The sequence below is a fragment of the Streptacidiphilus melanogenes genome (assembly GCF_000787835.1).
In the GTDB taxonomy this organism is placed as follows: Bacteria; Actinomycetota; Actinomycetes; order Streptomycetales; family Streptomycetaceae; genus Streptacidiphilus; species Streptacidiphilus melanogenes.
This window is the reverse complement of sequence record NZ_BBPP01000017.1, coordinates 32,457-56,535: the sequence shown is the minus strand read 5'-3', so window position 1 is coordinate 56,535 and position 24,079 is coordinate 32,457. Positions and strand designations below refer to the sequence as shown.

The window sequence follows — 24,079 nt, the reverse complement described above, 5'->3', positions numbered from 1 at the left end:
GGCCGTAGCCTTGTGGAGGTGAACCAGTCGAATGAGCTGCGGTCCCGCGTCGACGCCCTCCAGCCCGAGCTGATCGCCTTCCGGCGCGACCTCCACATGCACCCCGAGCTGGGTCGGCAGGAGGTACGCACGACCGCGCTCATCAAGGGCCGCCTCGAGCAGGCCGGTCTCGCGCCGCGCGTGCTGCCCGGGGGCACGGGCCTGTTGTGCGACATCGTTCCGGCGGGGCTCTCCGCCGAGCGGGGCGTGTGGGGGTTCCGCGCCGACATCGACGCGCTGCCGATCGAGGACGCCAAGCCGCTCGACCTGCCCTACCGCTCGACCGTGCCGGGCTGCTGCCACGCCTGCGGCCACGACGTGCACACCACCGTCGTCCTCGGCACGGCCCTGGTCCTCGCCGAGGCCGCCCGCCAGGGCACGCTGCGGCGGCCGGTGCGGCTGGTGTTCCAGCCCGCCGAGGAGCAGATGCCGGGCGGGGCGCTGGACGTGATCAAGGCGGGGGTGCTGGCGGGCCTGGAGCGGATCTTCGCGGTGCACTGCGACCCGCGGGTCGAGGTCGGGAAGATCGGGCTGAAGGTCGGGGCGATCACCTCCGCGTGCGACCTGCTCAAGCTCAACCTGGACGGCCCCGGCGGGCACACCGCCCGCCCGCACCTGACGACGGACCTGGTGATGGCCGTCGCCAAGACCGCGACCGAGCTGCCGGCGGCGCTCCAGCGCCGGATGGATCCGCGCTGGGGCGTGAGCCTGGTCTGGGGCCGGATCGAGTCCGGCTCCGCCGCCAACGCGATCCCGCAGCACGCGGAGCTTGAGGGCACGGTCCGCTGCCTGGAGACGGCCGGCTGGCGCGAGGCGCCGGGCGCGATCGACGAGCTGGTCGGGCAGATCGCGGAGACGCACCGGGCCAAGTGGGTGCTGGACTACCGCCGCGGGGTGCCGCCGGTGGTCAACGAGGCCGAGTCGATCGCGCTGCTGGAGGGGGCGATGACGGAACGGTTCGGCGCGGAGACGGTGGAGTCGACGGAGCAGAGCCTGGGGGGTGAGGACTTCTCCTGGTACCTCCAGGAGGTTCCGGGCGCGCTGGCCCGCCTGGGTGTGCGGTCGCCCGACGAACAGGGCGTGCGCGACCTGCACCAGGGCACCTTCGACGCGGACGAGCGGGCCATCGGCGTCGGGGTGGAGCTGTTCAGCGCCCTGGCCCTCGGCTGACCGAACAGACTGCCGCGCGGGCTCTCCGAGCGGCCCGCCGAGAGGGCTTTCCGCAGCCGACACGCGGACAAACGGCGCCGACCCTCCAGGGCGGCGTCGTTTGGTGTCTCATGGTGTTGACAGGTGTGCGCCGAGCGAGCGAAATCGGAGTGGAATCGTCCGGTTTATCCGGCCCCTTCGGTGCGCTGGCGATGGTAGAAATGCGACGATCTGATAACGGCCCCGCAGCCGTAATCCAAAAGTGTTCTACGCGCGTTAACCTCGCATCCAATCGGTTGAGCAAAGCCGCTCCCTGCCCCCGGGCTCTGCGATGTCGGCTCCCATCTGGAGGAATTGATGAACAAGCCCGTTCAGCTGGCAGCGATCGCGACACTGGTCGCACTGACCGCCACGGCCTGTGGATCGAAGCCCGTTTCGACCTCGGGCACGAGCACCAGCTCCGCGAACGCCGCCGGTAGCTTCAAGGCCTGCATGGTCACCGACACCGGCGGCCTGGACGACCACTCCTTCAACGCCGAGTCCTGGGCCGGCATGCAGGACGCCCACAAGGCCAACCCGAACATCACCGTCCAGAACGCCACCTCGGCGACGGAGAACGACTACGCCAGCAACATCGCCGGCTTCGTCTCCGCCCAGTGCAAGCTGATCGTCACGGTCGGTTTCGCCATGAACGACGCCACCGTCGCCTCGGCCAAGAAGAACGCCGGCCAGAACTACGCGATCGTCGACAACGCCTCGACCCCGTCGCAGATCAAGGGCCTGGAGTTCAACACCGCGCAGGGCGCCTTCCTCGGCGGCTACTTCGCGGCCGGCATGAGCAAGACCGGCAAGGTCGCCACCTTCGGCGGCGCCAACTACCCGACCGTCACCGTCTACATGGACGGCTTCTGGGAGGGTGTGCAGTACTACAACCAGAAGCACGGCACCCACGTGCAGGTCCTCGGCTGGAACGAGACCACCCAGCAGGGCACCTTCGACCCGACCCAGTCCTTCACCGACCAGGCGGGCGGCAAGCAGATCGCCGCGACCTTCCAGTCCGAGGGCGCGGACATCATCTTCCCGGTCGCCGGCGGCACCGGCATCGGCGCGCTGTCCCAGGCCCAGTCCTCCGGCGGCAAGATGAACGCCATCTGGGTCGACGACGACGGCGTCATCTCCAACCCGCAGTACGCCTCCGTCATCATGACGTCCGTGACCAAGGGCATCGCCACCGCCGTGAGCACCTCGGTGCAGGAGGCGGCCAACGGGCAGTTCTCCGCCACCCCGTTCGTCGGCACCCTGGCCAACAACGGCACTGGCCTGGCGCCCTACCACGAGTTCGCCTCCAAGGTGCCCGCCTCGCTGACCGCCCAGCTCGCCGCGGTCAAGCAGGGCATCATCAACGGCACCATCGTCATCAAGTCCAAGAGCCAGCCGAAGGCCGGCTGAGTCCGGACGGTCACGGGCGGGCGCGCACGGCGCGCCCGCCCACCGGCCTGTCGGCCCAGGGTTCACGTTCCGGGGCCTGCCAGGCCAGTCAAGTCCTCGATAGCTTCCGCCGATCGACTCTGATGCCCGGCGTGAGGAGTGTGTTCACAAGTGCGTCTGGAACTTCGCGGCATCACCAAGCGATTCGGTTCGCTGGTCGCCAACGACCACATCGACCTGACGGTCGAACCAGGTGAGGTCCACTGTCTGCTGGGTGAGAACGGTGCCGGCAAGTCCACGCTGATGAACGTCCTGTACGGACTTCACCAGCCCGACGAGGGCGAGATCCTCGTCGACGGCACCCCCAAGACGATCAACGGCCCCCGTGACGCCATCGCCAACGGCATCGGCATGGTGCACCAGCACTTCATGCTGGTCCCCGTCTTCACCGTGACCGAGAACGTGGTCCTCGGCGACGAGGTCGAGCTCGGCGCGAGCCGCGGCCCGCTGGGCCTGCTGGACCGCCGCCGCGCCCGCAAGGACGTGCAGGAGGTGTCCAAGCGCTACGGCCTCCCCGTCAACCCGGACGCCACGGTCGAGGACCTGCCCGTCGGTGTCCAGCAGCGTGTCGAGATCGTCAAGGCCCTGGTCCGCGACGCCCAGACGCTGATCCTGGACGAGCCGACGGCCGTGCTGACCCCGCAGGAGATCGACGACCTCTTCGTCGTCATGAACTCGCTGCGCGAGGCCGGCAAGTCGATCGTCTTCATCACCCACAAGCTCAAGGAGGTCAAGGCGATCGCCGACCGGATCACCGTGATCCGGCGTGGCGCGGTCGTCGGCGAGGCCTCCCCGACCTCCAGCGAGCAGGAGCTGGCCTCGATGATGGTCGGCCGCTCCGTGCAGCTGGTCGTCGACAAGGAGACCAGCAAGCCCGGCAAGGCCTCCTTCCAGGTCGAGAACCTGACCGTGCTCGACGCCAACGGCCAGGCCGCCGTCGACGACGTCTCCTTCACCGTCCACGACGGCGAGATCCTCGGCATCGCCGGCGTCCAGGGCAACGGGCAGTCCGAGCTGGCCGAGGCGATCCTCGGCCTGGTGCCGGCCGCCACCGGGACGATCTCGCTGGACGGCAAGCAGCTGACCGGCCGCACCCCGCGCCAGGTGCTCGACGCCGGCGTCGGCTTCGTCCCCGAGGACCGTGGGCACGACGGCGTGGTCGGCGAGTTCACCGTGGCCGAGAACCTGGTGCTGGACCTGTACAAGAAGCCCCCCTTCGGGCGCGGCCTGTCGATCAACCTGGACGAGATCGCCAAGAACGCCGAGGAGCGGGTCAAGGAGTTCGACATCCGCCCGGCCGCCCCGCAGCACCCGGCGGGCAAGCTCTCCGGCGGCAACGCGCAGAAGGTCGTCGTGGCCCGTGAGCTCTCGCGTCCGCTGCGCCTGCTGGTCGCCTCGCAGCCGACCCGCGGCGTCGATGTCGGCGCGATGGAGTTCATCCACAAGCGCATCGTCGCCGAGCGCGACCAGGGACGGCCCGTCGTGGTCGTCTCCACCGAGCTCGACGAGGTGCTGGCGCTGGCCGACAAGGTCGCCGTGATGTACCGCGGCAAGATCGTCGCCACGGTTCCGCCGACCACCTCCCGCGACGAGATCGGCCTGCTGATGGCCGGCATCACCGGCAACGGCGACAGCGCGCCCACCGGCGGCGGCGCAGGTGTCGCCGACGGCGGCGCCGAGGACACCGGGAGCACGACCGAAGCGGCCGACGCCGCCACCACGAAGACGGAGGAGGCGGACTCGTGAGCACGCCCGAACCTGAGAACAACGAGGCCGCCGACGCCGCGAAGTCGGCGACCGCCGCCCCGAAGCCGCAGCCGGACCGGCCGCCCCGCGACTGGGGCGTCATCATCCGCAACGTCTTCACCGCCGAGAACGGCGCGATGGTCACCTTCCTGGCCATCGTGCTCGCGCTCGTGGTCGGCGCCCTCATGATCGTCCTGTCGAGCACCGACACGATGAACAAGCTGGGCTACTTCTTCGCCTCGCCCGGCGACTTCCTCTCCTCGGCCTGGAACGACATCTCCAGCGCCTACTCCTCGCTGTTCAAGGGCGCGATCTTCGACCCGGCGACGATCTCCGGCACGCCGGAGCAGTTCTTCGGCCCGATCTCGAACACGCTCGAGTACGCCACCCCGCTGATCTTCGGTGGTCTGGCGATCTCGGTGGCCTTCCGGGCCGGCATGTTCAACATCGGCGGCCAGGGCCAGCTGATCGTCGGCGCGATCTTCGCGTCGTACGTCGGCTTCTCCTGGACCGCGCTCCCCGGCCTGTTGCACATGATCGTGGCCGTGCTGGCCGGCATCGTGGGCGGCATGCTCTACGGCGGCCTCGTCGGCTGGCTCAAGGCGAAGCGCGGCGCGCACGAGGTGATCGTGACGATCATGCTCAACTACGTCGCCCTGCTCTTCCTGGGCGGCTGGCTGCTGAACACCTCGGTGTTCCACAACCCGGCCGCGGCCGGCCAGGCGATCTCCAAGCCGGCCAGTTCCACCGCGGTGCTGCCGCACCTCTTCGGCGACCAGCTCTTCACCGACATCGGCCTGCTCTTCGCGATCGCCGCCACCTTCGCGGTGGCGTGGTTCTTCAAGCGCAGCAAGCTCGGCTTCGAGGTGCGCGCGGTGGGCCTGCGGCCGAGCGCCGCCCGGACCGCCGGCATCAACGTCAGCCGGGTGCAGATCGCCTCCATGCTGATCTCCGGCGCGCTGATGGGTCTGATCGGCGTGACCCAGACCCTCGGTCTGGCCAACCCGAACAACAACTCGCTGAGCCCGAACATCGACGCCGGTCTCGGCTTCAGCGCGATCACCGTCGCGCTGCTGGGCCGCACCAAGCCGTGGGGCGTCGTCGGGGCCGCGCTGCTCTTCGGCGCACTCCAGGCGGGTGGCGCGCTGATGCAGACGCAGGCGCAGGTCTCCATCGAGATCATCACCGTCATCCAGGCCCTGATCGTCATCTTCGTGGCCGCGCCGCAGCTGGTGAAGGAGATCTTCCACCTGCGGGCCCACAAGATCGACACGGGCAAGGGCGGCGGCGAGGACACTCCGACCGTCGACCCGTTCCACACGACCGAAACCATCAACGTTGCCGGAGGCGAGGAATGAGCACGGCATCCACCGCAACCGGGAACGTCCCCACGACGAACGTGGCCGCTCTGGCCGCGGACACCCGGTCCAAGATGATCAGCGGCGTCGTCATGGCCGCCGTGGGCGCCCTCGCCCTGTGGGGCTTCGGCCTCACCTCGCGCGTCAGCAACGGTGCGCACACCCTGTTCGGCCTCAAGTACGACCCGACCCAGACCGGTGGCCTCGGCCCCATCTCGGCGCCCGCCCAGGAGGTCGCGCTCGCGCTGACCTCGCTGGCGATCCTGTGCGGCCTGGTCCGGGCCTTCGCCCCGATCTCGAAGAAGATCCAGCTGTGGCTGGACGGGGTCTACTTCGCCAGCCTCGTGATCTCGTTCCTGGTGTGGGCGGCGGCGGGCTCGTCCGTCGGCCTGAACGTGCCGTCGATCATCGTTCTGACGGCCGCGGGCGCGGTGCCGCTCATCCTCGGCTCGCTGAGCGGCCTGATGTGCGAGCGCTCCGGTGTCGTCAACATCGCGATCGAGGGTCAGTTCCTCTTCGGCGCGTTCGCGGCGGTGATCACCGCGTCCAGCACCGGCTCGCTGTGGGCCGGCGCGATCGCGGGCTGCCTCGGCGGCGCGCTGATGTGCGCCCTGCTGGCCGTCTTCGCCAACCGCTACCTGATCGAGCAGGTCGTCCTCGGCGTCGTGCTCAACCTGCTCGCCTCCGGCGTGACCGGCTTCCTCTACGACCGGGTCATGTCGACCAACGGCGGCACCTACAACCAGGCCAAGGGCTTCTCGGCGATCAAGATCCCGGGCCTGTCGTCGATCCCGATCATCGGTGAGCTGTTCAACCAGAACATCATCTTCTACCTGGCCTACGTCCTGGTGCCGGTGATGTGGTTCCTGCTCTTCCGCACCCGCTGGGGTCTGCGCACCCGCGCGGTCGGCGAGCACCCGACGGCCGCCGACACGGTCGGCATCAAGGTCATCGGCCTGCGCTACCGCAACGTCATCACCGCGGGTCTGCTCTCCGGCCTCGGCGGCGTCTGGCTGACCCTCGGTCTGGCCAGCGCCTTCGGCAAGGACATGAGTTCCGGCAAGGGTTACATCGCCCTCGCGGCACTGATCGTCGGCCGCTGGTCCCCGATCGGCGCCTTCGGCGCGGCGGTGCTCTTCGGCTTCGCCACCGAGCTCCAGGTCGCGTTGTCGTCCCTGAACACGCCGATCCCCGGCGCGTACCTGGCGATGGCCCCGTACCTGGTGACCATCTTCGTGGTTGCGGCGATGGGCGGCCTGACCCGCCCGCCGGCCGCGTCCGGCAAGCCGTACATCAAGGGCTGAGGCCGTGGACATCGATTGGGACGCGCTGCGCTCCGCGGCCCGGGAGGCGATGGGGCGCGCGTACGCGCCGTACTCCGGCTTCCCGGTCGGCGCGGCGGCGCTGGTCGACGACGGCCGCATCGTCAGCGGCTGCAACGTCGAGAACGCGTCCTACGGGCTTGGCCTGTGCGCGGAGTGCGGCCTGGTGTCCGCACTCCACGCGTCGGGCGGCGGCCGCCTGGTGGCGTTCACCTGCTGCGATCGCAGCGGCGAGCCGCTGATGCCCTGCGGGCGCTGTCGGCAGCTGCTGTGGGAGCACGGGGGAGCGGAGCTGATCGTGGAGTCCGTCTCCGGCATCCGCCCCCTCTCCGAGCTCCTGCCGGACGCCTTCGGACCCGAACGGCTTTAGCTCTACGCCTCCGCGTCTGGTTGCACCATCCAGGGGCGCGGGGAACTGCGCGACAAGCCACCCTGGGTGGTGGGTCGCAGAGCGAGCATGGGCCACCCGCACCGGGTGGTCGCTCGCGCAGTTCCCTGCGCCCCTGTAGTGCATCCTGCTGTTACGCGCGTAGAGTTCTGTCTGTCTCCCCCTTCGCACAACCATGGAGTGCACGTGGACGCCATCTCCGTCATCCGCGCGAAGCGCGACCGCGCCGAGCTGACCGATGCTCAGATCGACTGGGTGATCGACGCCTACACCCGCGGCGAGGTCGCCGACGAGCAGATGTCCGCGCTGGCCATGGCGATCCTGCTCAACGGGATGAACCTGCGGGAGATCTCCCGCTGGACCGACGCGATGATCCGGTCCGGCGTGCGGATGGACTTCTCCTCGCTGCCGCTGCCCACCAGCGACAAGCACTCCACCGGCGGTGTCGGAGACAAGATCACGCTGCCGCTCGCGCCCCTGGTCGCCGCCTGCGGCGCGGCCGTGCCGCAGCTCTCCGGCCGCGGGCTGGGCCACACCGGCGGGACGCTGGACAAGCTGGAGTCCATCCCCGGCTGGCGGGCGCTGCTCTCCAACGAGGAGATGATGCAGGTGCTCCGCGACACGGGCGCGGTCATCTGCGCCGCCGGGGACGGCCTCGCGCCCGCCGACAAGAAGCTGTACGCGCTGCGCGACGTCACCGGCACCGTCGAGGCGATCCCGCTGATCGCGTCCTCGATCATGTCGAAGAAGATCGCCGAGGGCACCGGCGCGCTGGTCCTGGACGTGAAGGTCGGCTCCGGCGCCTTCATGAAGAACCTCGCCGACGCGCAGGAGCTGGCCCGGACCATGGTCGGGCTCGGCAAGAACGCGGGCGTGAACACCGTCGCGCTGCTGACGGACATGAGCACCCCGCTCGGCCTCACGGCCGGCAACGCGCTGGAGGTCCGCGAGTCCGTCGAGGTTCTGGCGGGCGGCGGTCCTGCCGACGTCGTCGAGCTGACCATCGCGCTGGCGCGCGAGATGCTCGCCGCGGCGGGCGTCACCGGCGGCAGGGACCCGGAGACCGCGCTGCGCGACGGCTCGGCGATGGACCACTGGCGCCGCATGATCGCGGCGCAGGGCGGCGACCCGGACGCCGCGCTGCCGGTCGCCCGTGAGCAGCACGTCTTCGCCGCTCCGGCGAGCGGCGTGCTGACCGGTCTCGACGCCTACGCCGTCGGCGTCGCCGCCTGGCGCCTGGGCGCGGGCCGCGCGCGCAAGGAGGACCCGGTGCAGGCGGGGGCCGGCGTCGAGATCCACGGCAAGCCCGGCGCCCACGTCGTCGCGGGCCAGCCGCTGCTGACCCTCCACACGGACACCCCGGAGCGCTTCGAGTACGCCCTGGAGGCCCTGGCCGCCCCGGACGCGATCACCGTCGCCGCCGACGGCACGGACTTCAAGCCGACCCCGCTGATCCTGGACCGCGTCGCGTAGTCGCCCGGCCGTCGCCGTCGCCGTCGCCGTCCATGTCCACGCCCGGCGTCACGGGCGGGCGTAGACGGCGACGAAGTCACGGCTGGAGTAGTCGTAGTAGCGGGTCGCGGCGCGGACGAAGTTGACCAGGTTGCGGGGGACCGGGTCATGGGGGTTCTTCGTCGCGTCGTAGGAGATGAACGACGGCCAGCTGAGGTTGATGTCCAGCATCATCGCCGTCACCGCGCCCGCGCGCTGCAGCAGGGTGGCCAGGGACTGGACGGTGAGCAGACGGCCGCCGACGTAGACGATGTCGCCGTTGCGGTCGACGCCGACGCCGGAGCGGGCGACGGCGGGGTTCCCGCCGTCGTCGAAGCCCCACGTCCCGGTGCCGCCGTTGTAGACGTCACCGGTGATCCGGCCGTCGCGGACCAGCGGCACCAGGCACTGGCGGACGCCGACGACGTCCGGGGCCATGCGCACGTCCTCGTTCCAGACGCCGACGGTCAACGAGCCGTCGCGGTGGAAGACCTCCGAGGCCGCGCCGTCGCGCAGGTAGCCGATGGTGCGGCCGTCGAGGTAGAAGCCGCCGTGCGAGTCGCCGTTGGAGACCTTGAAACCGCCGTTGTAGGCGGCGACGAGGTCGGTGCGCTCACCAGGGGCGATCGTCGACGGGACGGGCCAGCTGCCGCCGGGCTCGGACACCCCCGGATGCAGGTCGAAGCGGAGCGCGTGCTGCTTCATCCAGACGATGCCCGCGGGGAAGCCGACGTCGTAGCCGTCGGGCCGCACCAGGGCGCTCTGGATCACCGGTTGGCCCTTCTCCTTGACCAGCGCGGAGAAGACGCCCTCGCCCGACTGGGCCGGGCTGACCAGAGGCTGGACGGGCGCGTGCAGCGGGATCGGCGGCACGGTCGGCGTCGGCGTCGGCTTCCCCGAGGGGCCGAGCGGGTTCGGGCGGATGCCGAGCGCGGCCGCGTTGCAGGAGACGTCGACGGAGGTGGAGTCCTGGTGCGCGTTGTCGACCAGGCTCACCACGGAGCCCAGCCCGTGGCAGTGCCCCCAGCGGGCGAGCTTCGTCTGCGCCCCGCCCGGGCCGGGCGTGTCGAGCGCCGCGTTCACGCAGAAGGCGGCGACGACGGCCGTCGCGGCGGCGCTGCCGAGTGTCGCGTAGAGGACACGGCGCCGCCGGGAACGGACGGTGGCGGTTGGGCGGTTCCCGGCGGCGCCGGCTGGATCGCGGGGCTTCCGGCGCAGTCGCATGAGCGGAGGGGTACCCGCCCGGCGACGTCTTTGGGCGCGGATTCACCCCGGGGGAGTACTCGCGGCCTTCCTCAGGCGCGGCCTTCCCCGGTCGCCGACCTCAGGAGGCGTGGACTTCGTCAGGCGCGGGCGGCCAGGGACCGGCGGGCCGCGACCGTCCCCCATGCGGTCACACCGGTGGCCAGCAGCATCGCGGTGAGGGCCACCGCGACCGTGCCGTCCCATCCATTGCCGTGGTAGGCGCTCGCGCCGACCGCGCCGCCGAGGCTGTTGCCGACGTAGTAGGCGGCGAGGTAGAGCGCCGAGGCCTGAGCGCGGCCGTGGGTCGCCGTGCGGCCGACCGACGCGGAGGCGACGCAGTGGCCGGTGAAGAAGCCCGCGGTGATCAGGACCAGGCCCAGCAGGGTGAGCGGCAGCGAGTCCGGCAGGGTGAGCACCAGGCCGGCGGCGGTGGTGGTGATCGCCGCATAGAGCGCGCCGCGACGTCCCAGGCGTGCGCCGATCCGGGCGCTCGCCGCCGAGGCGACCGTGCCGACGACGTAGACCACGAAGATGGACGAGGCGAGCGCCTGCGGCAGATCGAACGGGGCGGCGACCAGCCGGTAGCCGAGGACCGTGTAGACCGCGCCGAAGACCGTCATGAAGAGCAGGCCCAGCGCGAACAGCCGCGCCAGCAGCGGGTTGGCGAGATGACCGGTGACGGTGTGCCAGAGGGCGCGCGGGTTGACCGGGCCGGGGCGGAAGCACCGGGCGCGGGGGATCAGCACCCGGAACGCGACGGCGCACAGCAGCGACGCGACTGCGACGGCTGCCAGACCCGCGCGCCAGCCGTACGCGCCGGCGACGACGCCGGAGAGGAGGCGGCCGCTCATGCCACCGATGCTGTTGCCCGCCACATAGAGGCCCATCGCGGACGGCAGCGCGGAGGGGTGGACCTCCTCGGCGAGGAAGGCCATCGCGGTCGCAGGCAGGCCCGCCAATGCGACGCCCTGGAGGCCGCGCAGGGCGATCAGGGTGGTGAGGTCGCCGGTGAAGGGCAGGACCAGCGCGATGGCGACGGCCGCGAAGACCGCCACCGACATGATGCGGGTGCGGCCGAAGCGCTCGGACAGGGCGCTGATCGGGATCACCGCGACGGCCAGCCCGATGGAGGCGGCGGAGACGGTCCAGCTGGCCTGGCCGGGGGTCAGGTGCAGGTTCGCGGAGAGGTTCGGCAGCAGCGCCTGGGTGGAGTAGAGCAGCAGGAACGTCGCCAGGCCCGCGCCGAAGAGGGCGAGTTGGGTGCGGCGCAGCCCGGGGGAGCCGGGCAGGTGCCGGGGGTCGGACGTCGGGGTCGGCGCGGACGTCGGGTTCGGCCGGGACGTCGGGGTGGGAAGGACGGCGACGGGAGCGGGGAGGCTGGCTGTGGCGGGGTCCGCTGGCATGCTTCAGACGCTAGGACCGCGCCATTGATGCGTCCAATGCATGGATAGGCGAAGATTCATGCTGTGACGTATGAAGCAAGCTCAGAGCCGGTGCCCCTTCCCGCTGAGCAGGCGGAGCTGTCGCCCACGTCACCCGCGTCGCGGCTCTCGCCGCTGCTCGCGCAGTTCGCCGCGGTCGCGCGCGGCGAGCACGTGACCCGGGCCGCGGCGGAGCTCGGCATGCCGCAGCCGACGCTGAGCCGGGCCGTGGCCCGGCTGGAGGCGGAGCTGGGTGTGGTGCTGCTCGCGCGAGAGGGCCGCACGATCCGGCTGACCCGGGCCGGGCGGATCTTCCTGGCGTCGACGGAGCGGGCACTCGCCGAGCTCGAGCGCGGGGCGGACGCGGCGCGGGCGGAGGCCGACCCGACGGGTGGACGGGTGGCGTTCGGCTTCCTGCACACCATGGGGACGGAGGCGGTGCCGATGCTGCTGCGCGGCTTCCGGGCCCAGCTGCCGCGGGTACGGTTCCAGCTGGTGCAGAGCTACACCGACGAGATGCTGGCCCGGCTGCGCGAGGGCGAGCTCGACCTGTGCCTGCTCTCGCCGCGGCCCGATGCCCCGGATCTGACCGCACGTCGGATGGGCGAGCAGCGGCTGCGGCTCGTGGTCTCGGTGGACCACCGGCTCGCCGGGCGTCGCCGGGTGCGGCTGGAGGAGGTGGCCGAGGACCCCTTCGTCGGCCTGGAGCCCGGCTACGGGCTGCGCCGGATCACGGACGCGCTCTGCGCCCAGGCCGGCTTCACGCCGCGGATCTCCTTCGAGGGCGAGGAGGCCGAGACGCTGCGTGGCCTCGTCGCGGCGGGGCTGGGCGTCGCCGTACTGCCGCCGGCCTCGGTGCCACGTCGGGACGTGGTGGAGCTGGCCATCACCTCGCCCACGGCGCGGCGCGAGCTGGCGCTGGTCTGGTCGTCGGTGCGCCCGTTGCCGCCGCCCGCGGTGGCCTTCCGTGACTACGTGTTGTCGGAGAAGGACCGCCTGCCGCTGCACAGCTGAATTCGGATGAATTCAGCGGAAAGTCGGCATTGTCTGGCTTGTGACCATTACCGGCGAGCGGGACGCTGTTCCTGTACCTCTGAAAGGGGGTTGGTCGGTATGACGTTCATGCAGGTCATTGAATATGAAACCACCGATGAGGACCGTGTCGACCGGTTGATGGACGAGTGGTTGCGGATCACCGAGGGCAAGCGGACCGCGCACCACGCCATGATGGGCAAGGACCGGGAGAAGCCCTCCCACTTCATGCAGATCGTCGAGTTCCCCTCCTACGAGGAGGCGATGCGCAACAGCGACCTCCCCGAGACCCGGCACATCGCCGAGGAGATGCGGGAGGCCTGCGTCGGGGAGCCCCGCTTCGTGAACCTCGACGTCACCCGGGACGAGGTCGTCGACGAGGACGCGATGGAGTCCCTGCTCGGCAAGGTCCTCACCGATCTGGGCGCGGTGACGGTCGCGCCGATGATGGTCATCGGCGAACGGCTCGGCCTCTTCACCGCCATGGCCGACGGCGCGCCGCTCACCTCCGCGGACCTGGCGACCCGGACCGGCACGCAGGAGCGCAACGTCCGCGAGTGGCTCGCGCTCATGGCGGCGAGCGGCTACATCACCCTCGACCCGGACGGGCGCTTCCGGTTGAGCCCCGAACAGGTCATCGTCTTCACCCAGCAGGACAGCCCCTACTACGCGCCGAGCGGTTTCCAGCTCTTCTCGGCGGCCGGCTCCATGGAGACCCGGGACAAGCTGGAGCAGGCCTTCGTCAAGGGAGGCGGCGTCGGCTGGGAGGAGCACCACGCGGAGCTGTTCCCGAACGTCGGCCGCTTCTTCCGCACCGGCTACGCGGCCTTCCTCGTGGACCAGTGGCTCCCGGCGCTCGACGGTGTCGTGGACAGGCTGCGCACCGGCGGCACCGCCGCGGACGTCGGCTGCGGGCTCGGCTACTCGACGATGATGATGGCCAAGGCCTTCCCGAAGTCGCACTTCGTCGGCTTCGACTACCACGGGCCCTCGATCGACGAGGCCCGGAGGCTGGCCAAGGCGGACCACCTGGGCAAGCGGGTGGACTTCGAGGTCGCGGGCTCGGCCGACTTCGGCGGCGGCCCCTACGACCTGATCGCCTTCTTCGACTGCCTGCACGACATGGGCGACCCGGTCGGCGCACTGTCGCACTGCCGGGCGCGCCTGACGGACGGCGGCGTGGTCATGCTGGTCGAGCCCAACGCCGCCGACGACCTGGCGGACAACATGAACCCGCTGAGCCGGGCGTTCTACGGCGGCTCGTCGCTGATCTGCGTGCCGGCCTCGCAGGCGCAGCCGGTGGGCCGGGCGATGGGCGCGCAGGCGGGCGAGGCGCGCACCCGCGAGGTCGCGGCGGAGGCGGGCTTCGCGCACTTCCGCCGGGCGACCGAGACGCCGTTCAACATCGTTTACGAGCTGAGGAGTTAGTGCACAGGGCGTTGCACCGCCCGGGGGCGCGCGCCGGCGGGCGGTGCAACTTCCCGTGTTGCGCAGGTGGTACATCTACGCGCGTAGGAGCTAGGATCGGGCAATGGTGACCCACAACCCTCAAACTGTCAGCGCACTGATCCCCGCCGCGACCCCGGAGCAGATCCGTCGCGCGCCGAAGGTGCTCCTGCACGATCATCTCGACGGTGGACTGCGCCCCGAGACGATCATTGAGCTGGCCGACGCCGTCGGATACGACGCCCTGCCCGAGCGGGACCCGGCCAAGCTCGGCCAGTGGTTCCGCGACGCCGCCGACTCCGGCTCGCTGGAGCGGTACCTGGAGACCTTCGCGCACACCTGCGCGGTCATGCAGACCCGTGAGGCGCTGATCCGCGTCGCCGCGGACTGCGCCGAGGACCTCGCCCGCGACGGCGTCGTCTACGCCGAGGTCCGCTACGCCCCCGAGCAGCACCTCGAGCGCGGGCTGACCCTCGACGAGGTCGTCGAGGCCGTCAACGAGGGCTTCCGGCTCGGCGAGCTGCGCGCCCGGGAGAACGGCGACCGGATCAAGGTCGGCACGCTGCTGACCGCGATGCGCCACGCCGCCCGCTCCCGGGAGATCGCCGAGCTGGCCAACCGCTACCGCGACCACGGCGTGGTCGGCTTCGACATCGCCGGCGCCGAGGCGGGCCACCCGCCGACCCGTCACCTGGACGCCTTCGAGTACCTCGCGGGCGAGAACAACCACTTCACGATCCACGCCGGCGAGGCCTTCGGGCTGCCCTCCATCTGGGAGGCGATCCAGTGCTGCGGCGCCGACCGCCTCGGGCACGGCGTGCGCATCATCGACGACATCACCGTCAAGGACGACGGGCAGGTCGAGCTCGGCCGGCTCGCCGCCTACGTGCGCGACAAGCGCATTCCGCTGGAGATGTGCCCCACCTCCAACCTGCAGACCGGAGCCGCCGACTCCTACGCGGAGCACCCCATCGGCCTGCTGCGCCGGCTCCACTTCCGGGTCACGGTCAACACCGACAACCGGCTGATGAGCGGCACCAGCATGAGCGAGGAGTTCCAGCACCTGGTCGACGCCTTCGGCTACACGCTGGACGACCTGCAGTGGTTCACCGTCAACGCGATGAAGAGCACCTTCATCCCCTTCGACGAGCGGCTGGCGATGATCAACGACGTGATCAAGCCCGGCTACGCCGCGCTCAAGGCGGAGTGGCTCTTCTCCTGAGCCGTGGGGTCGCCGTCGCCCGTCAACACCCTGAATCCCGGTACGCCGATCGGTGGACCGGGATTTGGGGCGTCCGGGGCCGCGTGGATACGTTGGGCCGTCAGTCGAGCACGCGCGGTGATCGCCGGGCTCGCAGGACACGAGGAGACTGCTCATGAAGAAGGTCACCCTGCAGGCGGCCGGAACGGCCGTGCTCGGCGTCGCGGCGGTCGCCGCCGTCGCCGGACCTGCCGCGGCGGACCCGCTCGGCGGGCTTCCCCAGACCAGCCCGCTGACCGGCACGGCATCGTCGCTGACCGCCCCCAACGGCGGCCTGCACAACCTGACCTCGACCACCCAGGGCGTCATCAACGGCGCCGCACCGATGGTGCAGAACGCGACGTCCTCGCTGCCGGTCCCGACGCGGGCCGTTCAGTCCGTGGTGCCGCAGCAGCGTGACGGCGGCCTGCCCGCCGTGGGGAACCTCGGCAGCCTGCCCGCGGTGGGGCAGCTCCAGGGCGGCACAGGGCACACGCTCGACACGCTGCACCAGAACCTGCCCCTCAACCCGCCGTCGATCAGCTGAGCGGAGCACCGGCGCGAAGGATCAGTACTCGGCCGGGAGCACCAGCCACAGGGCCAGGTATATGAGCACCTGCGGCCCGGGCAGCAGGCACGAGAGCAGGAACAGCACGCGGACGGTGAGCGGGCTCAGCCCGAAGCGCCGGGCGATTCCCGCGCAGACACCGCCGATCATGCGGCCGCTGCGGGGGCGGGCGAGAGTGGCGGTCGCGGACATGGGATCACTCCTGTCGGTCGGGCCGCCCCCGTCCTCCGGGGCCGGCCGCCTGCTTGATGTCTCAAGCCTCTCGCGCAGGAAGGGCGGTGGCGTCAGCCCCGCCGATGATTCGGACCCTTGGGGGATTCGCGCCCCGGAAGGTCCTCGTCTCAGGGGCGCTCTCAGGGTCGCCCTCAGGGGCGCTCGCCGTGGCGTGGGGCGTGGCGTGTGCCGATTCGGCGTGCGCGACCCGCGCCGCAGCGCGGTGGCGCAGCCAGGCACGGGCCGGGGGAACCACCGCCAGGTGGGTCAGTGCGATCCCGATGCAGGCCAGCAGGATGTCGTCGACGTTGAGCAGCCGCAGCGACAGCGTCGTCTGCAGCACCTCCAGGCCGGTCGCGACCAGGACCCCCGCGAGCAGGGTACGGGCGAACGAGAGCAGCAGCGGGGCGTCGCGCCTGCCGCCCGCCAGCGGCAGCAGGACACCCAGCGGCGCGAGCGAGAGCAGGCTGCGCAGCAGCTCCAGATAGTTCCGCACGGTGCCGCCGGTCAGCTCGGCGCGGACCGACGCGAAGGGCGTGAGGTTGCTGTCGGCGAGCCAGAGGGAGGGGCCGCTGCGCAACGTGGCCCACAGCAGCACCGCCAGATGGACCGTCAGCAGCAGCAGGCCGAGGCGCCGAGCGCCGGTGTGGACGTCGGGCCGCGTCGCGTCGCCTGACCGGGCGGCGAAGGGACGGGGATCAGCGCTGCTCTCTCCGTGCTGCACGCCAGCAGGGACGCGTGAGGTGGGGCGCACGGTTGCGCGGAACCTTGTGTGCGCCGTCACGCCCGCGCGCACCCCTGCGGCAGCCCTCGCCCGCCCCCACCCGCGGCTCAAGGCCCGGCCTCAGGGGGCGCCGGTCGTGGAGGCGCCGGGGCAGTCGTTCAGGGAGAACCCGGACGAGGACGCCGTGCTCGGGGTGCTCCGGGCGGGCGACGCCGGAGCCGCCGCACGGGGCGAGGCGGACCTGTCCCCGGTGGCTCGCCCCGAGCCGGAGGCGGCGGACGGACGCGTCCCCGACGACGTCCCGGCCGCGCTTCCCGTCGCGGACGACAGCACCCCGGGGCCGACCGGAAGCGCGGAGGTCAGTGCCTCCCACGGCGTCTCCGACGACAGCTGCGACGGCAGGTCGCTCGGGCCGCCCGGCAGGACGTAGGTCGGCGCCTCGGTGGTCAGCACGGCGGGCCCGGTGCTGTCGGCGGACGGGGCCCCGGTCGCTCCCGGCGTCGGCGGGCACGCCGTGCGGGAGGCGGGGATGCCGGCGTCGACCGGCACCGCGGTGCTGCGGATGCCGCAGCCGCTCAGCGTGACCGCCGCGATCGCGGCGAGCACCGCCGCGGACAGTGCGGCCGTGGCCGCGCGGCCTCGCCGCACGGCGGGGCCGTTCCCGACTTCCGCGGTCGTGCCGGACCCGGTGGTGCCGCTCGTGGTCCTGCCGGCCGTGGTGGTGCCGCTCCTGGTCGTCACGCCCCGGGTGGCGGCGGACCTGCTGGTGACCGCCCTGGTCCGGGCTGACCTTGTAACCGTGCGCTGGGTGGTGCTCATTGCGTGATGCCGTCCTTCGTCGGCGGGTTCTTCGGCAGCCGGAGCGTGAAGACGGCCCCGACGCCGTCCGCGGCGTTGGCCGCGGTGATGGTGCCGCCGTGGATGCGGGCGTTCTCCATCGCGATCGACAGGCCGAGCCCGCTGCCCTCGGAGCGGCGGCGCGAGGCGTCCGCCTTGAAGAACCGGTCGAAGACGTGCGGCAGGACGTCCTCGGGGATGCCGGGACCGCCGTCGGCGACCTCGACGACCAGCCAGTCGCCGTGCGCGTCGGAGTCCTCGCGGGCGCGGACGCGGACCGGGGAGCCGCCGTGCTTGAGCGCGTTGCCGATCAGGTTGGCCAGCACCACGTCGATACGGCGCGGGTCCAGCCGGGCGACCAGGCCGCGCGGCGCGTCCAGCTCGACGGCGTCCAGCCAGGCACGGGCGTCGATGGTCGAGGTGATCAGGTCGGCGATGTCGACCTCGTCGACGACCAGCTTGGCGGTGCCGGCGTCGAAGCGGGTCACCTCCATGAGGTTCTCCACCAGCTCGGTCAGCCGCCGGGTCTCGCTGACGACCAGGCGTACGGCCGGCTCGATCATCGGATCGAGCATGTCCGCCTCGTCCTCGAGGATGTCCGTGACGGCGGTCATCGCCGTCAGCGGCGTGCGCAGCTCGTGCGACATGTCGGCGACGAAGCGGCGGCTGGCGTGTTCGCGCGCGCTCAGCTCGTCGACCTGCGCCTCCAGCGCGGCCGCCGTGTGGTTGAACGTCCGCGACAGCTCCGCCAGCTCGTCCTGGCCGGTGACGTCCAGGCGGGTGTCGAGGTTGCCCTCGCCCAGCCGGCGCGCCGCCTCCGCGAGCCGGGCCACCGGCTTCAGCACCGTCGCCGCCGCGGCCTGCGCCAGCAGCGCCGCCCCGACCAGCGCCAGCAGCGTCGCGATGCCCAGCGACCAGGCAAGCGAGTCCAGGTCGCGCTGCTCGTCGTCCAGGGACTTGAACATGTAGGCGGTCGGCCCGCTCGGCAGCACCTTGGTGCCGCCGATGAGGTACGGCACGCCGTCCAGGTTCACTCGCTGCCAGAACAGGTGGTACTGGCCCGGCGACGTGGTGCAGTGCATGCACGGCTGCTCGACCTGCCGGCGCAGCGCGTCGGGCACGTCGGCGGCCGTGTAGTGGGAACGCAGCGAGGCCACCGTGCAGCTCGGCGAGGTCATGGCGACGTCGTAGCGCAGCCCGGTGGTGGCCACCACGTTCGCGGCCACCTGCAGGTCCTGGCAGCTCGGCTCCAGCGGCAGCGCGGTGACGGTGCGGTCGAGCTGGTTGCGGAAGTCCGCGAGGGCCGTGTCCTGGGTGCGCTTGAGCACCGCGTCACGGTTGAGCCAGTACGCGATCCCGGAGGAGGAGACCGCCGCCGCCAGCGCGACCACCGCGCAGACGGCGATCATCCTTATCCGCAGCGAGGTCAGCCGCAGCCGGCGGACCACCCAGCCGGCGCGCGGGTGCGCCGGACCCGGGTCGGCCCCGTGCGGCGGCTCGGCGCCGGAGCCGTGGGCGGACCCGGAGCCGTGGCCGGCGCCCGAGTCGTGGCCGTTGCCGTTGGGAGCGGTGGTCGTGGAGCGGTTGGTCACGCCGGGGCGTCCAGGCGGTAGCCGACGCCGCGCACGGTGCGGATCAGGGTGGGTGCGGACGGCACGTCCTCGACCTTGGCGCGCAGGCGCTGGACGCAGGCGTCCACGAGCCGCGAGTCGCCCAGGTAGTCGTGCTCCCAGACCAGCCGCAGCAGCTGCTGGCGTGACAGCGCCTGGCCGGGGCGACGGCTCAGCTCCAGCAGCAGCCGCAGCTCGGTCGGAGTGAGCTGGAGCTCCGCGCCGGACTTGGTGACGGTCATCGCGTTGCGGTCGATCACCAGGTCGCCGAAGGCCGCCGAGTCCGAGCTCTCCCGCTCGCCGCGCCGCAGCACCGCGCGGATGCGCGCGTCCAGCACGCGCGGCTGTACCGGCTTCACGACGTAGTCGTCCGCGCCGGACTCCAGCCCGACCACCACGTCGATGTCGTCGGAGCGCGCCGTCAGCAGGATGATCGGCAGCTGGTCGGTGCGGCGGATCCGCCGGCAGACCTCGAAGCCGTCGATGCCGGGCAGCATGACGTCCAGCACGATCAGGTCCGGGCGCTGCTCCTTGAAGAGCTTCAGGCCGTCCTCGCCGGAGGCGGCCACGGAGACACGGTGACCCTGGCGGGTCAGCGCGAGCTCCAGTCCGGTACGGATCGCGTCGTCGTCCTCGATGAGCAACAGGTGAGACACGCGGTTCATTGTGGCGTACCGCCCGCGTGGGATCGACCCTCCCGTGCACCGGGGGACGGCGCGACAGCCTCTGTGACACGCCTGTGACAGTCGACGGACAGGGCGATGAAAACCCCCGGGCAGGATTTTCTCTGTCGGGCGGAACCAGCAGCCCGGCGCCAAGCACCAAGGCGCAGCACCGAGCAGCACCGACCGGAATCCGAGGGAGTACCCGATGAACGCAGTCCTCGAGGCGCACGCCGACAAGGCCGCCGCGACCCTGCCTCACCAGACGTACTCCGTCCGTCACCTTCACGCGGTGGGACGCCACGAGGCGGCGTACGGTTCCACGGGCACCCGGGAGTCCGGCAACGCCGACGACTTCACCGCCTACGTGAAGGAGCGCCGTGCGTCGCTGTACGCCACGGCCTACCACCTGACCGGGGACCGCTTCGCGGCCGAGGACCTGCTGCAGAGCGCGCTCTTCAGCACCTACCGGGCCTGGGACCGGATCTCCGACAAGGCGGCGGTCGGCGGCTACATGCGCCGCACCATGACCAACCTGCACATCTCGGCGTGGCGCCGGCGCAAGGTCAACGAGTACCCCACCGAGGAGATGCCGGAGACCGCGGGCGACACCGACGCGATGGGCGGCACGGAGCTGCGGACGGTGCTGTGGCAGGCGCTGGCCAAGCTCCCGGAGAACCAGCGCACCATGCTGGTGCTGCGGTACTACGAGGGCAAGACGGACCCGGAGATCGCCGACGTGCTGGGGATCAGCGTCGGCACGGTCAAGAGCGGCATCTGGCGCGCCCTGCGCCGGCTCCGTGAGGACGAGACGCTGGCGGCGCAGGACGGGGACCTGGGGCACGCCTTCGGCGAGCTCGTCGCCTGACGGCGACAGAGACCACATTTGAGGGGGAGGCTGTGGGCACGGGGGTAGCCCACAGCAGCACGAGGCCTGGGCTTCGGCGTTGGGGGACGCCGGGGTCCAGGCCTTCTGTTCTGCACGATCAGGGGCGCCGGGCGAGAAACCGCCGGCGTGCGGGTGGTCCCAGCGGTGCGGTGCTCTACGCGGCGGCGGGCTGGGCGCGCAGTTCCTCGCGCCCCTGGCGCGCCACCCGCGCGAAAGCTTCCCGTCCGTTGCAGGGCGTCGCGCCGAGGTCCTTCTGCCGGGTGACGACCGCGCGTTCCGTGCGCATCAGGCGGTAGCCGCGGCGCAGCAGGTACGGCACGGACTTGCGGGCCTCGCGGACGTCGCGCAGGAAGCGGCGGTAGGCCGTCGTCAGGGCGTGGTTACGCAGGCAGATCGCGTCCGCGAGCAGGCCCTCGGCCTCACACGCGCGGACGATCTCCGCTGCGAAGATCCCTTCGGCGATGAAGACCTGGGTGTCGACGGTCTGGGTGCGGGAGCCGACGGCGCCGTTGGCCGGGATGGAGTAGACCGGGACGTCGGCCGTGCCCGTGTCACAGAGCGAGCGGATCGCCGCCATCGCTTGGTCGAAGTGCCAGGACCGCGGGTCGTCCCAGTCGACGCTGCCGTCCTGGAGCCGGGGCAGGGTCGGGTCGTCGCCGTCCTTGTAGAAGTCGTCGAGCTGGAGCACCGGGAGCCCGGCCCGCTCGGCCAGGGTGGACTTGCCGGAACCGGAGGGGCCGCAGAGGAGGATGACGCGCGCCGGAGAGAGGTTCACGGGAGAAGTACTCACGGGACACCAGTGTGACATCCCGAAGTAAAGGAACGGGCACGTGCTCACGGCGAGAGAGCACGTGCCCGTGTAGGTGAGGGGAACGTCACATCCCCATCGGGTGCCAGACCGTCTTGGTCTCCAGGAAGGTCAGCAGCCGGTCGGTGCCGGGCGCGGTCGTCCAGTCGTGGGACGCCGACTCCGGGCGCAGGACGCGCTTGAGCGTCTCCGCCGCCGCGACCTCCAGGTCCCTGGCCGAGGCCGGGCCCTCCTCCGCCACCACACCCGCCAGGTCGAGCGCGTTGACGTCGGCGTGGGAGGCGAGGGTCGGGGCGATGTCTTCGGTGCGGCCCGAGATCAGGTTGACCACGCCGCCGGGCAGGTCCGAGGTGGCCAGCACCTCGCCCAACGACAGGCCGGGGAGCGGGGCGCCCGGGGCCAGGGCGACGACCGCGGTGTTGCCCGTCGCGATGACGGGGGCCAGCACCGAGACCAGGCCCAGCAGCGAGAAGCCGGTGCCGCCCTGCGGGGCGACGACGCCGACGACGCCCGTCGGCTCCGGGGTGGACAGGTTGAAGTACGGACCGGCGACCGGGTTGGCGTTGCCCGCGATCTGGGCGACCTTGTCCGTCCAGCCCGCGTACCAGACCAGGCGGTCCACGGCCGCGTCGACCAGCGGTGCGGCCTTCTTGGCCGTCAGACCCTCGGACAGCGCCACCTCGGCGACGTACTGGTCGCGGCGGCCCTGGAGCATCTCGGCCGCGCGGTAGAGGATCTGGCCGCGGTTGTACGCGGTCGCGCCCGACCAGCCGCCGAAGGCCTTGCGCGCGGCGGAGACCGCGTCGCGGGTGTCCTTGCGGGTGCCCTGCGGGGCGTTGGCGAGCCACTCGCCGGTCTTGCGATCGGTCACCTCGTACACCCGTCCGCTCTCGGAGCGCGGGAACTTGCCGCCGACGAAGAGCTTGTAGGTCTTGTAGACGTCAAGGCGGAGTGCCGTGGTGGGCTCAGACATCGAGGTAGGCCTCCAGACCGTGGCGGCCGCCCTCGCGGCCGTAGCCCGACTCCTTGTAGCCGCCGAAGGGCGAGGTCGGGTCGAACTTGTTGAAGGTGTTGGACCACACCACGCCGGCGCGGAGCTTGCTCGCCATCCACAGGATGCGCGAGCCCTTCTCGGTCCAGATGCCGGCCGACAGGCCGTACGGGGTGTTGTTGGCCTTGGCGACGGCCTCCTCCGGCGTGCGGAAGGTCAGCACCGACAGGACCGGGCCGAAGATCTCCTCGCGGGCGATCCGGTGGGTGGCCGAGACGTTGCTGAACACCGTCGGCGCGAACCAGTAACCGGCGGACGGCAGTTCGCAGGAGGGAGACCAGCGCTCGGCGCCCTCGGCCTCGCCCGCGGCGGTCAGTTCCTGGATCCGCGCGAGCTGCGCGGCGGAGTTGATCGCGCCGATGTCGGTGTTCTTGTCCAGCGGGTCACCGACGCGCAGCGTCGACATCCGGCGCTTGAGGGCGTCCATGACGTCGTCGTGGACCGACTCCTGGACCAGCAGGCGCGAGCCCGCGCAGCAGACGTGGCCCTGGTTGAAGAAGATGCCGTCGACGATGCCCTCGACCGCCTGATCGACCGGCGCGTCGTCGAAGACGATGTTCGCGGCCTTGCCGCCGAGCTCCAGCGAGAGGCGCTTGGTCGTCCCGGCCAGAGTGCGGGCGATGGCGCGGCCGACCTCGGTCGAGCCGGTGAAGGCGACCTTGTCGATCTCCGGGTGCGCGGTCAGCGCGGCGCCGGTGCGTCCGTCGCCAGTGATGATGTTGACGACGCCCTTGGGCAGACCGGCCTGACGGCAGATCTCTGCGAAGCGCAGCGCGGTGAGCGGGGTGGTCTCGGCCGGCTTGAGCACGACCGTGTTGCCGGTGGCCAGCGCCGGGGCGATCTTCCACGCCAGCATCAGCAGCGGGAAGTTCCACGGGATGACCTGGGCGGCCACGCCCACCGGGCGCGGGTTGGACCCGTAACCGGCGAACTCCAGCTTGTCGGCCCAGCCGGCGTAGTAGAAGAAGTGCGCGGCGACCAGCGGCAGGTCGACGTCGCGGGTCTCCTTGATCGGCTTGCCGTTGTCGATCGACTCCAGCACGGCCAGCTCGCGCGAGCGCTCCTGGATGATCCGGGCGATGCGGAACAGGTACTTGCCGCGCTCGGCGCCGGGCAGGGCGGACCAGGAGGTGAACGCCTTGCGGGCGGCCGCGACGGCGCGGTCCACGTCGGCCTCGGTGCCCTGGGCGAACTCGGCGAGGACCTCCTCGGTGGAGGGGTCGACGGTCTTCAGGGCCTCGGAGCCGGTCGACTCGACGAACTCGCCGTCGATGAAGTGCCCGTACGTCGAGGCGATGTCACCCGCGGCGGCGCGCGACTCGGGCGCGGGAGCGTAATCGAACAGTGCCATG

At 71.4% G+C, this 24,079-nt stretch carries 23 protein-coding genes; 14 read left to right on the top strand and 9 right to left on the bottom strand.

Going from position 1 to position 24,079, the window contains the following annotated elements:
• The first annotated feature begins 18 nt into the window (after positions 1–18).
• The 7 genes from TR49_RS19625 to TR49_RS19595 all read left to right on the top strand — a co-directional run bounded on the left by TR49_RS19625 (position 19) and on the right by TR49_RS19595 (position 8,963).
• Positions 19–1,209, top strand: coding sequence for an amidohydrolase (locus TR49_RS19625; protein WP_236653443.1), 1,191 nt, complete (start codon positions 19–21; stop codon positions 1,207–1,209).
• Between the two features lie 336 nt (positions 1,210–1,545).
• Positions 1,546–2,637: a BMP family lipoprotein gene (locus tag TR49_RS19620; RefSeq protein ID WP_042383282.1), complete on the top strand. Its 1,092-nt coding sequence runs from the start codon at positions 1,546–1,548 to the stop codon at positions 2,635–2,637.
• A gap of 150 nt (positions 2,638–2,787) precedes the next feature.
• Positions 2,788–4,422 carry an ABC transporter ATP-binding protein gene (locus TR49_RS19615; RefSeq protein WP_152627353.1) on the top strand — a complete coding sequence of 545 codons (1,635 nt, stop codon included), beginning with the start codon at positions 2,788–2,790 and terminating at the stop codon, positions 4,420–4,422.
• On the top strand, positions 4,419–5,780 hold the full coding sequence (locus TR49_RS19610; RefSeq protein WP_052434450.1) for an ABC transporter permease: 1,362 nt from the start codon (positions 4,419–4,421) through the stop codon (positions 5,778–5,780). Before TR49_RS19615 ends, TR49_RS19610 begins: the two co-directional genes overlap by 4 nt.
• A complete protein-coding gene (locus TR49_RS19605) occupies positions 5,777–7,084 on the top strand; it encodes an ABC transporter permease (protein WP_042383280.1) in 1,308 nt (435 codons plus the stop codon). The genes TR49_RS19610 and TR49_RS19605 overlap by 4 nt, the downstream gene beginning before the upstream one ends.
• A 4-nt stretch (positions 7,085–7,088) precedes the next feature.
• A complete protein-coding gene (locus tag TR49_RS19600; RefSeq protein WP_084725070.1) occupies positions 7,089–7,472 on the top strand; it encodes a cytidine deaminase in 384 nt (127 codons plus the stop codon).
• Positions 7,473–7,670: 198 nt separating this feature from the next.
• Positions 7,671–8,963 carry a thymidine phosphorylase gene (locus TR49_RS19595; RefSeq protein ID WP_063770134.1) on the top strand — a complete coding sequence of 431 codons (1,293 nt, stop codon included), beginning with the start codon at positions 7,671–7,673 and terminating at the stop codon, positions 8,961–8,963.
• 48 nt (positions 8,964–9,011) lie between these two features.
• On the opposite strand, the gene TR49_RS19590 is transcribed toward TR49_RS19595, so the two are convergent.
• Positions 9,012–10,205, bottom strand: a complete 1,194-nt coding sequence (locus TR49_RS19590; protein ID WP_042383278.1) for a phosphodiester glycosidase family protein — start codon at positions 10,203–10,205, stop codon at positions 9,012–9,014.
• A 119-nt stretch (positions 10,206–10,324) separates the two neighbouring features.
• Positions 10,325–11,629, bottom strand: coding sequence for an MFS transporter (locus TR49_RS19585; RefSeq protein ID WP_042383276.1), 1,305 nt, complete (start codon positions 11,627–11,629; stop codon positions 10,325–10,327).
• A 63-nt stretch (positions 11,630–11,692) separates the two neighbouring features.
• Here TR49_RS19585 and TR49_RS19580 point away from each other — a divergent pair, with 63 nt between their 5' ends.
• The 4 genes from TR49_RS19580 (at position 11,693) to TR49_RS19565 (ending at position 15,912) form a co-directional block, all read left to right on the top strand.
• Positions 11,693–12,661, top strand: coding sequence for a LysR family transcriptional regulator (locus TR49_RS19580; RefSeq protein ID WP_084725068.1), 969 nt, complete (start codon positions 11,693–11,695; stop codon positions 12,659–12,661).
• A gap of 99 nt (positions 12,662–12,760) precedes the next feature.
• Positions 12,761–14,107, top strand: coding sequence for a class I SAM-dependent methyltransferase (locus TR49_RS19575; RefSeq protein ID WP_236653441.1), 1,347 nt, complete (start codon positions 12,761–12,763; stop codon positions 14,105–14,107).
• Positions 14,108–14,210: 103 nt separating this feature from the next.
• Entirely contained in the window at positions 14,211–15,347 is a 1,137-nt protein-coding gene (locus TR49_RS19570) for an adenosine deaminase (protein ID WP_042383274.1), read from the top strand.
• 154 nt (positions 15,348–15,501) lie between these two features.
• The gene (locus tag TR49_RS19565) at positions 15,502–15,912 is read left to right on the top strand and encodes a hypothetical protein (protein ID WP_042383273.1); all 411 of its coding nucleotides are present in this window, start codon (positions 15,502–15,504) and stop codon (positions 15,910–15,912) included.
• Between the two features lie 21 nt (positions 15,913–15,933).
• Here TR49_RS19565 and TR49_RS19560 read toward each other — a convergent pair whose 3' ends face one another.
• Together TR49_RS19560 and TR49_RS40120 are read right to left on the bottom strand one after the other, a co-directional pair.
• On the bottom strand, positions 15,934–16,125 hold the full coding sequence (locus tag TR49_RS19560) for a PspC domain-containing protein (RefSeq protein WP_042383272.1): 192 nt from the start codon (positions 16,123–16,125) through the stop codon (positions 15,934–15,936).
• 61 nt (positions 16,126–16,186) lie between these two features.
• Positions 16,187–16,870, bottom strand: a complete 684-nt coding sequence (locus tag TR49_RS40120) for a VanZ family protein (protein WP_052434449.1) — start codon at positions 16,868–16,870, stop codon at positions 16,187–16,189.
• Positions 16,871–16,889: 19 nt separating this feature from the next.
• Here TR49_RS40120 and TR49_RS19550 point away from each other — a divergent pair, with 19 nt between their 5' ends.
• Positions 16,890–17,300 carry a hypothetical protein gene (locus TR49_RS19550; protein WP_160311619.1) on the top strand — a complete coding sequence of 137 codons (411 nt, stop codon included), beginning with the start codon at positions 16,890–16,892 and terminating at the stop codon, positions 17,298–17,300.
• Positions 17,301–17,312: 12 nt separating this feature from the next.
• Entirely contained in the window at positions 17,313–17,696 is a 384-nt protein-coding gene (locus TR49_RS19545; protein WP_042383268.1) for a hypothetical protein, read from the top strand.
• On the opposite strand, the gene TR49_RS19540 is transcribed toward TR49_RS19545, so the two are convergent.
• Both TR49_RS19540 and TR49_RS19535 read right to left on the bottom strand, forming a co-directional pair.
• Positions 17,686–19,299 (bottom strand): ATP-binding protein, encoded by a 1,614-nt coding sequence (locus TR49_RS19540; protein ID WP_439654114.1) that lies wholly within the window; start codon positions 19,297–19,299, stop codon positions 17,686–17,688. The two genes, TR49_RS19545 and TR49_RS19540, sit on opposite strands and share 11 nt — an antisense overlap.
• A complete protein-coding gene (locus tag TR49_RS19535; RefSeq protein WP_152627352.1) occupies positions 19,296–19,973 on the bottom strand; it encodes a response regulator in 678 nt (225 codons plus the stop codon). Before TR49_RS19535 ends, TR49_RS19540 begins: the two co-directional genes overlap by 4 nt.
• Before the next feature lie 214 nt (positions 19,974–20,187).
• Between TR49_RS19535 and TR49_RS19530 the strand changes: the two genes are divergently transcribed.
• Positions 20,188–20,847, top strand: a complete 660-nt coding sequence (locus TR49_RS19530) for a SigE family RNA polymerase sigma factor (RefSeq protein ID WP_174501589.1) — start codon at positions 20,188–20,190, stop codon at positions 20,845–20,847.
• 175 nt (positions 20,848–21,022) lie between these two features.
• Here the strand turns inward: TR49_RS19530 and TR49_RS19525 are convergent, their stop codons facing one another.
• The 3 genes from TR49_RS19525 to TR49_RS19515 all read right to left on the bottom strand — a co-directional run bounded on the left by TR49_RS19525 (position 21,023) and on the right by TR49_RS19515 (position 24,078).
• The gene (locus TR49_RS19525; RefSeq protein WP_236653440.1) at positions 21,023–21,658 is read right to left on the bottom strand and encodes a uridine kinase family protein; all 636 of its coding nucleotides are present in this window, start codon (positions 21,656–21,658) and stop codon (positions 21,023–21,025) included.
• Positions 21,659–21,743: 85 nt separating this feature from the next.
• Positions 21,744–22,649: an aldehyde dehydrogenase family protein gene (locus TR49_RS19520; RefSeq protein WP_042383263.1), complete on the bottom strand. Its 906-nt coding sequence runs from the start codon at positions 22,647–22,649 to the stop codon at positions 21,744–21,746.
• A complete protein-coding gene (locus tag TR49_RS19515; protein WP_042383261.1) occupies positions 22,642–24,078 on the bottom strand; it encodes an aldehyde dehydrogenase family protein in 1,437 nt (478 codons plus the stop codon). Before TR49_RS19515 ends, TR49_RS19520 begins: the two co-directional genes overlap by 8 nt.
• Between the last annotated feature and the right edge of the window lies 1 nt (position 24,079).

Coding starts and splice junctions, on each gene's coding strand:
- TR49_RS19575 (WP_236653441.1), top strand. CDS start 12,761: ATGACGTTCATGCAGGTCATTGAATATGAAACCACCGATGAGGACCGT.
- TR49_RS19620 (WP_042383282.1), top strand. CDS start 1,546: ATGAACAAGCCCGTTCAGCTGGCAGCGATCGCGACACTGGTCGCACTG.
- TR49_RS19520 (WP_042383263.1), bottom strand. CDS start 22,649: ATGTCTGAGCCCACCACGGCACTCCGCCTTGACGTCTACAAGACCTAC.
- TR49_RS19590 (WP_042383278.1), bottom strand. CDS start 10,205: ATGCGACTGCGCCGGAAGCCCCGCGATCCAGCCGGCGCCGCCGGGAAC.
- TR49_RS19530 (WP_174501589.1), top strand. CDS start 20,188: ATGAACGCAGTCCTCGAGGCGCACGCCGACAAGGCCGCCGCGACCCTG.
- TR49_RS19585 (WP_042383276.1), bottom strand. CDS start 11,629: ATGCCAGCGGACCCCGCCACAGCCAGCCTCCCCGCTCCCGTCGCCGTC.
- TR49_RS19565 (WP_042383273.1), top strand. CDS start 15,502: ATGAAGAAGGTCACCCTGCAGGCGGCCGGAACGGCCGTGCTCGGCGTC.
- TR49_RS19605 (WP_042383280.1), top strand. CDS start 5,777: ATGAGCACGGCATCCACCGCAACCGGGAACGTCCCCACGACGAACGTG.
- TR49_RS19570 (WP_042383274.1), top strand. CDS start 14,211: ATGGTGACCCACAACCCTCAAACTGTCAGCGCACTGATCCCCGCCGCG.
- TR49_RS19515 (WP_042383261.1), bottom strand. CDS start 24,078: ATGGCACTGTTCGATTACGCTCCCGCGCCCGAGTCGCGCGCCGCCGCG.
- TR49_RS19560 (WP_042383272.1), bottom strand. CDS start 16,125: ATGTCCGCGACCGCCACTCTCGCCCGCCCCCGCAGCGGCCGCATGATC.